Below are 12,469 nucleotides of genomic sequence, written 5' to 3'. Positions count from 1 at the left end.
ATTGCAATTTTTAATTTTATATTTTTAATTTTTAATTTCGAGAAGCGACTTGACCTGGTTTCTAGTTACGACCCTGAAAGTGGTTTCAATACTGGTAATGCAATGGGGCGAAACAAATATATTAGGACTTACGCATTGACAAGAAATGCCAAATATGAATAAGTTTAAAAACCACATATTTCGTAGGGGTACAGCAATGCTGTGCCCCTACAGTATGGTCTATTTACGATCACAGAATAATTAAGAAAAGCCTGAAACAACTGGGAGCATCGTTAATTCACATACAGACCAGTCGCTTATATAATTAATCAACCAACAACTCAACTTTCTTTATTATGATGTTGTTACAGAGGATATTTTTCTTTTAGGGAGAGATTACAGGCGATTTTTGGTATTCAAAACTTGAAGCATAATTGATGTGTAAAACACACAGTCATTAATACAAAAAATAGGAACTTAGCAAGGATATGGTGATACAAATAGAACCCACAAATCAGACTTTATACGAGCAAGATTATTACCTTTGGCTCAGGACAACCATCAACCAACTTCGCGCTGGTCAGTTTTCATCTGTGGATTTAGATAATTTGTTAGAAGAATTAGAAAGTATAGGTAAAAGCCAGAAGCGAACGGTGAAAAGTCTGTTAATTCGACTTTTTGAACATCTGCTTAAGCTCACATACTGGAATGTGGAACGGGAGCGCAATCAAGGGCATTGGAAAGGGGAAATCAGGACATTCCGTAGAGAGATTAAGGATGAACTCAAAGATAGTCCTAGTCTTAAGTCTTACATTTTAGAAATATTTGATGAATGTTATCAAGACGCAAGAACCGAAGCAAGCGATGCCTACGGCGGTAAACTACGCTCTCAACTTCCCATTGACATATTCCCCTTGATACCCATTGGTTCTTTAGAACAAATCTTAGATGAAAACTGGTTTCCTGAATATAACCACAATCATCACGGTAAACCCGATTAAAATGAATACGCAACTTGGGTTTCCATAGGAGTATGCAGCCGTGCAGCCGGACTTAATAGGCTTGGAAATTAGTAAGGGGGAACTAAGACGTTTGACTGGGTTCGATCCAGAAGACGTTTTTCGCCCCTCTGTTTTGCGAGATGGCAAGAAGCGATTAGGGTTTTTGATTAATGAAATGCTGGTTATGCTGGCGCTAACGCCAATAATTGTTGGTTTTGTTTACGCGTTTATTATTCTGCCAACAATTGGTTCTTCAATTCGACTAGGAATTCTTTTACTAATTTTAGTGCCAATGCCGATATTAGTGGGGCGATGGCTGTGGCGGCAGCTTACCTGTCCTGAAGGACTGACAATACTTTTAGATGAAGTTGATAAATATCATGACCTGATTAGCGCTATAGATATTAATGACCAATTGGCAGCATCAGGAAACGTAGAAAGCAGTTTCCATGACCGAGATCAAGTAACCGCCGCCCTGCAACTGATTAGAGAAGATTTAGTCCGCGCTCTGAAAACGGAACGAATTTTGCGAGATAATAAAAAACTGCTTGCTAATAACCAAGAGTTATTTGTGAATAATTTAGCTAGTCTGCAAGCTTTACAAGTTAGTAGTCAAGCAGGCGAATATGCTCAACTGCTAAATCAATCATTGCAAATTGCGATCGATGTGCAAGCAGAAATCAGAAAATTGCATAAAGGCTGAGTAAAGTTTTTCTTTGCTGACGACTTTCCTAAAAAACAATCGCCCCGTTGACCTAAATGAGCAAGAAACCAAAAATAATTGTCCTGGATGATGACCCTACAGGTTCTCAAACAGTCCACAGCTGCTTGCTGTTAATGCACTGGGATGTGGATACTTTACGCAGTGGGTTGCAGGATGATTCGCCGATTTTCTTTGTGCTGACTAATACTAGATCGCTAACGCCAGAGTCGGCTGCATCTGTCACCAAAGAAGTTTGCCAGAACCTAAAAATCGCTTTGGATGCTGAAGGAATTGACGATTTTCTAATTGTCAGCCGTTCTGATTCTACTTTGCGCGGACATTATCCCATTGAAACTGATGCGATCGCACAAGAACTCGGCCCTTTTGATGCTCATTTTCTTGTCCCAGCTTTTTTTGATGGCGGACGCATCACCCGCGACAGTGTGCATTATTTAATTATTGCTGGTGTACCCACCCCAGTCCATGAAACTGAATTTGCCCGTGATTCAGTCTTCAGCTACCATCACAGTTACTTACCCAAGTATGTCGAAGAAAAGACTCAAGGACGAATTAGGGCCGAAGCTGTAGAAAGGTTTCTCCTAGCTGATATTCGCGCTGGTAGTTTGGAACGCTTACTAAAACTGAGTGGTAATCAGTGCGCTGTCGTCGATGGTGAAACTCAAGCTGATCTTAACCGCTTTGCAGTAGACATATTAGCAGCAGCAAGTCAAGGGAAACGCTTTCTGTTTCGCAGTGGAGCAAGTATTTTAACGGCTTTAGCAGCTTTACCACCCCAACCGATTGCCGCCGAAAAGATGGCGCAGTACGTGCGACAAGGCAAACCAGGTGCAGTGATTGTTGGTTCCCATGTGAAAAAGACTACTCAGCAATTAGAGGCGCTGTTGCAAGTAGAAGGAACAGTAGGAATCGAAGTGAATGTAGCGCGATTACTTGATCATGCAAATCAATCTGCGGCACTTCTAACTGAAATCAAAGAAAGTACACGGGCGGTACACGAGGCTGGCAAAACACCGGTGGTTTATACTAGCCGTCAGGAACTGAGTTTTAAAGATGTCAACACACGATTGGAGTTTGGAGCAAAAGTTTCAACTTTATTGATGGATATTGTCCGGGGTTTACCATCTGATATAGGATTCTTAATCAGCAAGGGTGGCATTACCTCTAATGATGTCTTGAGTACTGGACTAGCTTTAACTTCAGCCCGCTTACTCGGTCAAATTTTAGCTGGTTGTTCAATAGTGTTAACGCCATCCGATCATCCCCAGTTTCCTGATTTACCTGTGGTGCTGTTTCCAGGTAATGTCGGCGATGCTGATGCCTTGGGAACAGTTTATCAGAGGTTGACCATGCCAATTTGAGATTTGAGACTTCGGCTCCTTTCGGCAACTCTTGGAGACGCTGCGTGTTAGCAGAGCTTTCGCTTTAGCGATACGCTCAAGGCAAGTCGCTCAGTCGAACGATTTGAGATTAAATAATCTTTTGGTTCATGCCGGACTAATGTCTTGCTACGCGCTTTCTAACTCTTGTGGGTAATACAAATCCGAAATCCCAAATTTAAAATCCAAAATCTGTGTATTCTTCGTCTTTTGGTTAGTACTTCATGACTTCTGATTCTGCAATTCCCGATCTAAAGTCAAATTCTGCACTTCCTAATGCAGAACCAAACTCTATCCTTTCTGAGGTAGAGGTAAATCCTACTGTTTCTGATGTAGAGTCAGATTCTATCCTCCCGGATGCGGAGTTAAATTCTGTCCTTCTTTATTTAAAATCAAATACTGTCCTTGAGGATGTAGAGTCAAATCCTGCTAACCCAGATGTAGATTCAAATACTGATCCGGCATCAGATTTTATCCTTACTGATTTAAATCCCAATGAGTCAGCAATTCCAGGACATCGCCTAAATGACAATACTCAAGTCCAGTTAAAAAGTCAGGAGGGACGGCTATTATTAATTCTGCCCCCAGAATCTCAAGTATCTGCCTCTGAACTCAGTTGGTCTGATATTTGGCAACAAATAAGACAGCGTTTGAATGCAGGCGATCGCTTTCGTATATCTAATACTCCTGTGCATCTAATGGCACAAGACCGCCTAGTAGATGCCAGACAACTCCAAGAACTCGCCGACGCTTTGAGTGAAGTCCAACTACGGCTAATATCAGTCTCGACTAGTCGTCGGCAAACTGCGATCGCTGCCGTTACATCTGGGTATTCTGTAGAACAATTACAGCCCGTAACTTCCCTGAATTCCGAGCCAAAAGCTACAGCCATACCCCAGGCAGATGCCCTCTATTTAGAAATGACAGTCCGCTCTGGAGTAGAAATTCGTCATCCTGGTACAGTAATTCTCTTGGGAGATTTAAATCCAGGTGGTATTGTAATTGCAGATGGAGATATTATCATCTGGGGTCGCCTACGTGGAATCGCTCATGCTGGTGCTGGAGGCAATCGTGAGTGTCTGATTATGGCCTTGCAAATGGAACCAACCCAATTACGGATCGCAGATGCTGTAGCTAGGGCACCAGAAAAACCGCCAATGCAGTTTTCTCCAGAGGTGGCACATATTACGCCCCAAGGAATTCGCATTGCTAGGGCTACTGATTTTTCCAGAAACCAATTTACCAAGAGCAATCAAGAGCCATAAATATTTACTTAAAGAATGAAGTATAAAGGATGAAATAACATAAATATTCATGCCTCGCCCTGATCAGGGAGAACAGATATTTCTTCATACTTGATACGATACTTCATACTTTATACTGCAATTTACTGTTTTATATTTTCTGAACCCTTATTGACCGCATTTCTATCATGACTCGCATTATAGTGATTACCTCCGGCAAAGGAGGAGTGGGTAAAACCACAGTTTCAGCAAATCTGGGCATGGCTTTAGCTAAAATGGGGCGTCAAGTTGCCTTGGTTGATGCGGATTTTGGTCTGAGAAATTTGGATTTGCTGCTAGGGCTGGAAAACCGCATCGTCTATACTGCGGTGGAAGTCTTAGCCAGAGAGTGCCGCTTAGAACAAGCCTTAGTAAAAGATAAGCGCCAACCCAATCTAGTACTTTTGCCGGCAGCCCAAAATCGCTCTAAAGATGCAGTCACACCTGAACAGATGAAGTTATTGGTGAATGCACTGGCGCAAAAGTATCAGTACGTGATCATCGATAGCCCCGCCGGTATTGAGAATGGATTTAAAAATGCGATCGGCCCAGCAAAAGAAGCCCTAATTGTCAGCACCCCAGAAATTTCCTCAGTTCGTGATGCTGACCGAGTAGTCGGGTTACTAGAAGCACAAGGTATCAAACGTGTTCATTTAATAATTAACCGTATCAGACCCGCAATGGTGCAGGCAAATGATATGATGTCAGTGCAAGATGTTCAGGAACTTCTCGCCATTCCCCTGATCGGGGTAATCCCTGACGACGAGCGTGTTATTGTATCTACTAATCGCGGCGAACCCTTAGTGTTAGCGGAAAATCCCTCTTTAGCTGCCACAGCCTTTGAGAACATTGCTCGTAGATTAGAAGGGGAAAGTGTCGAATTTCTGGAGATCGACTCGTCCCAAGACAGCATCTTCGCCCGTATACGAAGGTTGTTTAGGACAAAGATTGTTTAACTTACTTTTCCAGTCTCCGCCCCAGACCTATTCGTAATGATTGAACTTCTAGAACGACTTTTTTCTCGCGGTACTGATAGCAGTCGAACTCAAGTTAAACGTCGCCTGCAATTGGTGATTGCTCACGATCGCGCTGACATAGACCCTCAAACGTTGGAAAAAATGCGGAAAGAAATCTTAGATGTAGTCTGTCGCTATGTCGAAGTTGAGACGGAGGGCTTGGAGTTCTCCTTAGAAAGCAACCAACGAACGACAGCTTTAATTGCGAATTTACCCATCCGCCGAGTCAAAGGAACCATACCTGAATGGGAAAGGGGTGATTAGTCTCTATAGTTTTAATCTTAGAGGATGTTTTAAAAGTCGATGCGGGTCAAAAATTATACTAGTCGCTACAGTTACGGCTTGTTATGAAGTTATGTGTATTGCTAGATACAGGGATATTGGTTGCTGTAATTAATCGCCCTGACAATTCTTATTTATATTTTGGGATAATTAATAGTTAATAATGATAACGAGCTTGTAAAAAATTTATTTCATCATCTTTTACAAGATATACAATTCTATGTTCTTGTGTTAAACGGCGAGACCAAGTATTAGGATCTAAATATTTTAAAGGTTCCGGCTTACCTTTCCCCTTAAAAGGATCTTGGCAAGTCTCTTTGACAAGATCCAAAACTTTAAGGGTAACTCGTTGATCATTTTCCACCCAAAATTTTAAGTCTTCTAAAAATTCAGGTTGAAATACTGTTTTTCTTTGCTTTGGAGTTGCTGGAATTTCTTGTTTTAATTGGTTTTTGAGGTTCTTCTTTTTGGTCAAATCCTAACTCCTTACTAAGATCATCCAAGGTTTGAGATTTCACAACTCCTGATTTAGCTCGATTTAAAGCTGTTAGCAAACGTTCAGCATTACGGGGAGAACGTAAAAGATGAGCAGTTTCTAGAATACTAGAAAGTTCATCAAGAGGTATTAAAGCTACATTTTCAGCATTACGACGTGTAATGATTACAAAATCGCGTTCTGAAGTAACTTTCTGGCACAGTTCAGACAGCTTTTCTCGTGCTTGTGTGTAAGTATAACTAGCAGAAACCATAAGTATCAAAAGTTCCGTTTTTACTTGTAAATTGAATTAAGTACATTTTCGATTAACTTGTACATAAAGTCTGTACAGGTTGATGCTTTTATCGTAACATAATAGAAATTGATAAAGTAAAATTTTCAAAAAACCTGGTCAAGCAATTCTGACTAATTGGGGTCAAAAACATTGTAGGGTGGCTGTAGATTACAGGATCTACAGTCTAAGAGGGGGTTTTAAAAGTTTTGAATAGTCAAATTTTATGCCAGTCGCCGCATCCTAATACGGATTATGGCAAGGTAGATGAACGTCTGCGATGTTTCGGAAACTTTATATTAACAGTGGAACGAAGTTTTAAAGCAATACGCTTGGGTTAAGGCTAAAAGTCTGTTACCAAAGTCAATTTTTTAACGTAGACGCTGCATCGGCTTGCCGCAGGCTACCGCCAAGGCGCAGAGTACGCAGAGAGAAGAAAGAGATGCTTAACTGAACTGTATTGAGTTTTAAAGGGGTTTTGCTTAAGTTGACACTAGTGTTAGGATGCCCACCCCACAAGAATCATTTCTATTTTATGCAACGCCAAAAAAAAATCTCCCGTTGTCGTCACTGCTGACAACGGGAGTATATAAGATTTTTTATAAATTATCGGTAGGCTACTTGTGGGCCTGCCCAAATTTCTGTAACCTTTTTACCAAAAGTAATCGGCTGATCGTTGTCTGTTGTGGGTAAAGTCTTACCATCATTAGCAACTTGCATTAATGGCCAGTTTTCCTCGCCCAATTCACCTGCACGGAACAACACATGATCCGGTTGCCTTTTACTCCAACCTAACAATACTGCAATTTTGTCATGTTCTTCGTCATTAGCAGGAGCAACTGTATTAGCGTGATTTTTTTGCCGATCCCAAATCACTGCACTATCTGTAGAATCACCTGTATTAAATATACCTTCAAACTTGCGTGCTAAGAAGCGATCGCCTTTTTCCGACCAGCTAACTGGAACTAATACCCCAATTTTACCACTCGGATCAGTTTCTTCTGACGACGTAGCCTTTACAGCTTTTACCTTTAATAAAGGATCGCTAACAGGAGTAGTCGAAGCCATCACCCACAACTTCTTGGTTTGCATATCTTGGACAAACAGAACGCTGGTGACACGGCTGTTGTACATTTCGGGTTTTACTTCTAGTTGCACGCGGCTATAAACAGCATATTTCCCATCTGGAGAAACCACGGGTATGCTGCGGTAGTGGCGCACTCCCGAACCACCCTTGGAAGCAATAGCTTCTTGAGTCGCTGTAATCCATTTCCAAGGAATAGGATGAGGACTACCTATGGGATCTATTTGTTCTGCTTGGGACTGATCACGGGGTTCAGAAACAGGTATTTCCGTTGTTGTGGTTGGTTGTGATTCTCTAAGAGTTGGTGCTACTTGAGTTGCTGTCAATGATTCAGTTAAAGACTTTTCTCTAGAGAGAGAATTTTCTTGTCCTTTCAAAGACTTGATATTAGCAGCTTTGAGTTTTCGGATTAAATTAAGCTGACTAACAGGAACATCTGTTAACGGTGCGAGTTCAACTGCTTTCAAAGAATCAGGAACAGTTAAATCACTGGTTGATACAGAACTATCTATTTGAGCCAAAGACTTAATTTTATCGGCTGGTAATACTTGCGGTTCCTGAATAGCAGTACTTTGTGTTGGCACAGAGTCAAATTCTTCTGTTAAGGAGTTGGTTTGCTCTGTTTTTGATGTTTCAGCTATCTCAGGTTCTTCAACTATAGCTATTTGCTTTGATACAGAGTCAGACTCTCCAGTTGTCGAAGTTAGTTTAGCTACTTCGGATCTGACTGGGATCGACTGGCCCGACGCCCCTAGCAAGGGTGCGAGCAGTATCACAACAACAACGTAATTGATAAATGGTTGGGCGCGGAACCATCCTGACAGCAAAAGGGGTTTAAGCATTTGTAGAATCTCTAGAGGGGCGGTTGCTATGTGAGAAGCAATACCTATGCGGCAATGGGGCAGGCGGTAATTATATGTATAACAATAAACTAAAAACTTTGACGAGATATTTTCCTCAAAGTTTGCAGAGTTTTATAAAGATTAAGTATCATTGTCTACACCTTTTCTTAGTCTGGTACTAGATGTTTTTTTACATAAATATGTGAGTATAGTAAATATGCTGACAAGTCAGTAATTACTACGCAATATGTTGCTAGTTGCTATACCTAAAAACACCAAAAATAGGTATTAGTCAAGGGATATTTAGCGTATACTTTAGGCAATAACGCTGGCAACCAAGAGTGAGATAAATAGGCGATTGGGGATCGTACTAGCGATCGCTAGTACACAACAAACAAGCCAGGTTACACACTAATATTAAGAGGGCAAACCCTAATAATGGTAAACTTGAGGCGTTACGTGAAAAGCTGGTAAAGCAGACGCACAATACATCATACTCAGAAAATACAGCTGTCAGCAACCCAAAGTTCTAAACTGCAATCTTAACTACAGAAATAGCTAGAAGACGCAATAGTTTATTAGAAACCCAATTGCATTTAACGGCAATTTGGGGCAAATTATCAGAAACACAACAAAATTGACTCGGTAGATGCTCTAGCGGCTCGTGACGAGACACCACTAAACGATTAAGTTCACTAAAGGCAGATGCAATTTATATTACCTGTTACACTTGTTAACTTAACTATTAAGTTAAATTTTGCAGCCTTTTGTTTCACCAATACGAAAATATTGTACCACCAAACAGCCGATATTATTTACCATTAATTAATCACTAACGATTAACAACTAATTATTAATGAAAATTGTATTCTTTGGTACACCCCAGTTTGCTGTACCCACATTGGAAAAGTTATTGAATCATTCAGAATTTGACGTGTTGGCAGTTGTCACCCAACCAGATAAACGCCGGGAGCGCGGAAATAAACTTACTCCAACACCTGTAAAAGCGATCGCTACTGCTCACAACTTACCAGTATGGCAACCCGAACGCGTCAAAAAAGACACCGAAACTTTAACCCAACTTAAACAATTAGATGCAGATGTGTTTGTTGTTGTCGCTTATGGGCAGATATTATCGTCAAAAATTCTAAATATGCCAAAGTTAGCCTGTATTAATGTGCATGGCTCGATTTTACCCAAATATCGGGGTGCAGCGCCGATTCAGTGGTGCTTGTACAACGGTGAGAGGGAAACGGGGATCACGACAATGTTAATGGATGCGGGGATGGATACCGGGGCAATGCTACAAATAGCCACTACACCGATTGGATTACTGGATAATACCGAAGATTTAGCCTTCAAACTAGCTGCGATCGGTGGGGATTTGTTGGTAGAAACGCTGTTGAAGTTGGAACGCCAGGAAATTCAACCAATTCCCCAAGATAATTTAGCAGCTACTTATGCACCTCTGATTCAAAAACAAGATTATGGTTTAGATTGGTCAAAAAGCGCGATCCAATTACACAATCAAATCAGAGGCTTTTACCCTAACTGCACGGCTACCTTTCGTAACAACCTGCTGAAAATCACCACTTCTGCTCCCCTTGGTTCTGTAGGCGATCGCGATCTCCCACCAGAATTACAAGAATTGCTGCATAAATTGCCTGATTTGTCAAATGCATCAGACAGACCGGGAGTTGTAGTCAGCATTGCCAAAGGAATTGGGGCGATCGTCCAGACTGGGGAAGGTTTGTTGCTGTTGCGAGAGGTTCAGGTAGCTGGTAAACGTCCCCAGTCGGGATGGGATTTTGTTAATGGTACCCGCTTAACTGTGGGAGAAGTTTTTGGTGCGGGTAGTTGAGGGCAATGTAGCTTTAGCTTCCCGCAGGGTGGGAGATGGGGAAGAATAACTTTTAACTTCTAACTCCTAACTCCTGTACAGAGGCGATTAATCGCGTCTGTACTCTTAACTCTCAACTTCTAATTTTTCATAAAAACGGCAAGATTCACAAGGGCCATCTGGGTTGACTGCACAGCGAATAATTTCTGAATGAGCATTGTAGGAGCAGGTGGCATCGCCAACTACCCAACGTCCCGCTACAAAACTTTTCTCAGATGGTCGTTTAGCTGACTGCACGTAAATGGCAATATTATGCAAGCGGTAGCGCCCACCTTTAAGTTGGTATCGATGGCGGCGTTCTAAAACCGCGTAGGTTTTACCTTCAAAATCGAGATAATTTCCGGGTTGGGGTGTCCAATCAAGTTGCACTTTACCGAGGGACTCACGCGGATGCGTCAGAATCACCTCGGTTTGTAAAGAGTCTGGCTCCATAAGGTTATGTGATTTGATTTACATTATAAGGATGGTATCGCAATAGCTTTCTTTAGCTTACCGAATTTAGATTATAATTAATGATTAACTCTTCGCATCCCTACGAATTAGGGTAACCAAAAGTCAGGTAAGATAGATTTACCCATGTCACGCAAAGTTTGGTTGAGCGATCGCGCCACTTGGATATGCGCTTCATCCTCTTCTACAGCTAAAATCTCAGATGGCTGACCTTCTCCCAAATAAGACACCACCAAATTCGCCGCCTCCAAACCAGTAACATAAGCCTTTTCTTGTGACCAGGAACCATGACGGTTCACAATCCAATCCCCACTCATAAACACATTCTCAAAACTTGTCTTAGCGGGCAACATATAACGATAGCTGCCAGGTGCAAAGTGAGTCACCGCCTGAGGTAGCCGAATTACACTGCTATCAATGATCTTTGCCTCCCGAAACGCTGGCAGACAAGTTGCTAAATAACCCTGAACTATTGCTAAAATCTCCTCATCACTCAAACTAAGAAACTGATTCGCGTGATAGAAATCAGCTTCAATCACCGTTCCTGGCTCATCCCGATATTCATCATGTAGAGCATTCAAATCAAAAAACGTCCAACCTGTAGTTGCGTCAAATCCAAAACAAGCATTAGAAGGACGAGGAATATCAATTTTGCGGTCAAACCATAGTCGCGTTGCTAAAACATCAATTGCTCCTAAATTGCTCAAATTACGAAATTCTTCACGGCTTTGTAAACTAGGGCTAGTTGAGACTATTTTCTTCATACCCGTGATCCCAACCGCAAAAATCACCGCATCTGCTTCAATTACTTCATCACCGCAAACTACACCCTTGGCTCGATGATTACTATCAACAATTAAATCTGTAACCCGGCGCTTGGGTAGCACTCGCACACCAGCTTTTTCGATACGTTCCACCCAAGGACGAAATATCTTTTCTCCAACAGTTCCCCGACACCAAACTACATCAAAATCTGGTTGATGAGCCAGAATAAAAAAGTAAAGCATCCCTAAAGTTGCGGCGGCTGAACACTGTTCGCCAGGTGCAAACAAACCCACTAATAACATTGGTTCAAAAGCTTCGCGGTAAAGTCGGAAAGAAACGTTAAAATCTTTGAATAATTCACGGGCAGTTACAAAGTCATAGCGCCGCCAAGCTGCATCAGAATTGTCAAAATCAACAACAGTATAAAGTAAAGGCAAGGCACTGAGACGGTCAATTAGTGGTAGCCGCTTAAACTGAGTGTAAAGAAAAGTTCCCAATGGGGAGGGAAGTCGTGGTAAGTCTTGAAAAATTGGTGATTCAACTTCCAATCCCGCAGGCGAATATTGCGAAGAACGAGTCCAAGTAGTAAAAGGATTAATTCCTAATTCATTTATTAGGGAAAAAATATTTTTGTAAGGATACCAAAAGCCATGAATACCAGCTTCAACAGATTTTCCGGCTGCTGTTTGCCAACCTGCCACCAATCCACCGGGATAGGGGCCTGCTTCTAGAAGTGTCACATCATAGCCTTGTTTTGCCAAATGGTAGGTTGCTCCTAAACCAGCCCAACCAGCACCTACAACTACCACCCGTTTTTGTTGTGACTCTTCTACCATCCCAGCCTCCGATTGTTGCAGTCTATCAACTAATGTATACGAACTGTATATGAACTTGCCGTTTTCATCAGATAACGGCTTGCTATTACAACGGTTTTTCTACCCTGCGGGGATTCGTGACAAGTTAAGGAAAAGCAGGATTTGTCAAGGGGAGAGGAAATGGA

Annotated in this window: 12 protein-coding genes; 7 read left to right on the top strand and 5 right to left on the bottom strand. The window is 41.8% G+C overall.

Annotated features, from left to right (window positions below; genetic code table 11):
• Positions 1 to 467: 467 nt before the first annotated feature.
• From ACFFAP_RS29035 to minE, 6 genes are all read left to right on the top strand, one after another.
• A complete protein-coding gene (locus ACFFAP_RS29035) occupies positions 468 to 980 on the top strand; it encodes a DUF29 domain-containing protein (protein ID WP_375514479.1) in 513 nt (170 codons plus the stop codon).
• 40 nt (positions 981 to 1,020) lie between these two features.
• The gene (locus ACFFAP_RS29030) at positions 1,021 to 1,683 is read left to right on the top strand and encodes a hypothetical protein (RefSeq protein ID WP_375514478.1); all 663 of its coding nucleotides are present in this window, start codon (positions 1,021 to 1,023) and stop codon (positions 1,681 to 1,683) included.
• Between the two features lie 56 nt (positions 1,684 to 1,739).
• Positions 1,740 to 3,062 carry a four-carbon acid sugar kinase family protein gene (locus ACFFAP_RS29025; RefSeq protein ID WP_375514477.1) on the top strand — a complete coding sequence of 441 codons (1,323 nt, stop codon included), beginning with the start codon at positions 1,740 to 1,742 and terminating at the stop codon, positions 3,060 to 3,062.
• A gap of 242 nt (positions 3,063 to 3,304) precedes the next feature.
• On the top strand, positions 3,305 to 4,345 hold the full coding sequence (gene minC / locus ACFFAP_RS29020; RefSeq protein ID WP_375514476.1) for a septum site-determining protein MinC: 1,041 nt from the start codon (positions 3,305 to 3,307) through the stop codon (positions 4,343 to 4,345).
• Positions 4,346 to 4,512: 167 nt separating this feature from the next.
• Positions 4,513 to 5,319, top strand: a complete 807-nt coding sequence (gene minD, locus ACFFAP_RS29015; protein ID WP_109012001.1) for a septum site-determining protein MinD — start codon at positions 4,513 to 4,515, stop codon at positions 5,317 to 5,319.
• Between the two features lie 36 nt (positions 5,320 to 5,355).
• A complete protein-coding gene (gene minE / locus ACFFAP_RS29010; RefSeq protein WP_229498855.1) occupies positions 5,356 to 5,643 on the top strand; it encodes a cell division topological specificity factor MinE in 288 nt (95 codons plus the stop codon).
• A gap of 175 nt (positions 5,644 to 5,818) precedes the next feature.
• Here minE and ACFFAP_RS29005 read toward each other — a convergent pair whose 3' ends face one another.
• From ACFFAP_RS29005 to ACFFAP_RS28995, 3 genes are all read right to left on the bottom strand, one after another.
• Complete coding sequence (locus tag ACFFAP_RS29005) at positions 5,819 to 6,025, bottom strand: Txe/YoeB family addiction module toxin (protein ID WP_273768708.1); 207 nt, start codon at positions 6,023 to 6,025, stop codon at positions 5,819 to 5,821.
• A 25-nt stretch (positions 6,026 to 6,050) separates the two neighbouring features.
• Complete coding sequence (locus ACFFAP_RS29000) at positions 6,051 to 6,410, bottom strand: type II toxin-antitoxin system Phd/YefM family antitoxin (protein WP_375514475.1); 360 nt, start codon at positions 6,408 to 6,410, stop codon at positions 6,051 to 6,053.
• Positions 6,411 to 7,034: 624 nt separating this feature from the next.
• Positions 7,035 to 8,354: a hypothetical protein gene (locus ACFFAP_RS28995; protein ID WP_375514474.1), complete on the bottom strand. Its 1,320-nt coding sequence runs from the start codon at positions 8,352 to 8,354 to the stop codon at positions 7,035 to 7,037.
• A gap of 856 nt (positions 8,355 to 9,210) precedes the next feature.
• On the opposite strand from ACFFAP_RS28995, the gene fmt reads away from it, so the two are divergent.
• The gene (gene fmt / locus ACFFAP_RS28990) at positions 9,211 to 10,215 is read left to right on the top strand and encodes a methionyl-tRNA formyltransferase (protein WP_375514473.1); all 1,005 of its coding nucleotides are present in this window, start codon (positions 9,211 to 9,213) and stop codon (positions 10,213 to 10,215) included.
• Positions 10,216 to 10,320: 105 nt separating this feature from the next.
• Here the strand turns inward: fmt and ACFFAP_RS28985 are convergent, their stop codons facing one another.
• Both ACFFAP_RS28985 and ACFFAP_RS28980 read right to left on the bottom strand, forming a co-directional pair.
• Positions 10,321 to 10,686, bottom strand: a complete 366-nt coding sequence (locus tag ACFFAP_RS28985) for a DUF6464 family protein (RefSeq protein ID WP_375514472.1) — start codon at positions 10,684 to 10,686, stop codon at positions 10,321 to 10,323.
• A gap of 107 nt (positions 10,687 to 10,793) precedes the next feature.
• Entirely contained in the window at positions 10,794 to 12,305 is a 1,512-nt protein-coding gene (locus ACFFAP_RS28980) for an FAD-dependent oxidoreductase (RefSeq protein ID WP_375514471.1), read from the bottom strand.
• Positions 12,306 to 12,469: the final 164 nt, after the last annotated feature.

It is taken from the genome of uncultured Nostoc sp., assembly GCF_964245575.1.
In the GTDB taxonomy this organism is placed as follows: Bacteria; Cyanobacteriota; Cyanobacteriia; order Cyanobacteriales; family Nostocaceae; genus Nostoc.
This window is presented reverse-complemented; position numbering and strand designations above follow the sequence as displayed.

Excerpts from the sequence above, each read along its gene's own strand:
- ACFFAP_RS29025 (WP_375514477.1), top strand. The coding sequence starts at position 1,740 with ATGAGCAAGAAACCAAAAATAATTGTCCTGGATGATGACCCTACAGGT.
- ACFFAP_RS28980 (WP_375514471.1), bottom strand. The coding sequence starts at position 12,305 with ATGGTAGAAGAGTCACAACAAAAACGGGTGGTAGTTGTAGGTGCTGGT.
- ACFFAP_RS29000 (WP_375514475.1), bottom strand. The coding sequence starts at position 6,410 with ATGGTTTCTGCTAGTTATACTTACACACAAGCACGAGAAAAGCTGTCT.
- fmt (WP_375514473.1), top strand. The coding sequence starts at position 9,211 with ATGAAAATTGTATTCTTTGGTACACCCCAGTTTGCTGTACCCACATTG.
- minD (WP_109012001.1), top strand. The coding sequence starts at position 4,513 with ATGACTCGCATTATAGTGATTACCTCCGGCAAAGGAGGAGTGGGTAAA.
- ACFFAP_RS28995 (WP_375514474.1), bottom strand. The coding sequence starts at position 8,354 with ATGCTTAAACCCCTTTTGCTGTCAGGATGGTTCCGCGCCCAACCATTT.
- ACFFAP_RS28985 (WP_375514472.1), bottom strand. The coding sequence starts at position 10,686 with ATGGAGCCAGACTCTTTACAAACCGAGGTGATTCTGACGCATCCGCGT.
- ACFFAP_RS29035 (WP_375514479.1), top strand. The coding sequence starts at position 468 with ATGGTGATACAAATAGAACCCACAAATCAGACTTTATACGAGCAAGAT.
- minC (WP_375514476.1), top strand. The coding sequence starts at position 3,305 with ATGACTTCTGATTCTGCAATTCCCGATCTAAAGTCAAATTCTGCACTT.
- minE (WP_229498855.1), top strand. The coding sequence starts at position 5,356 with ATGATTGAACTTCTAGAACGACTTTTTTCTCGCGGTACTGATAGCAGT.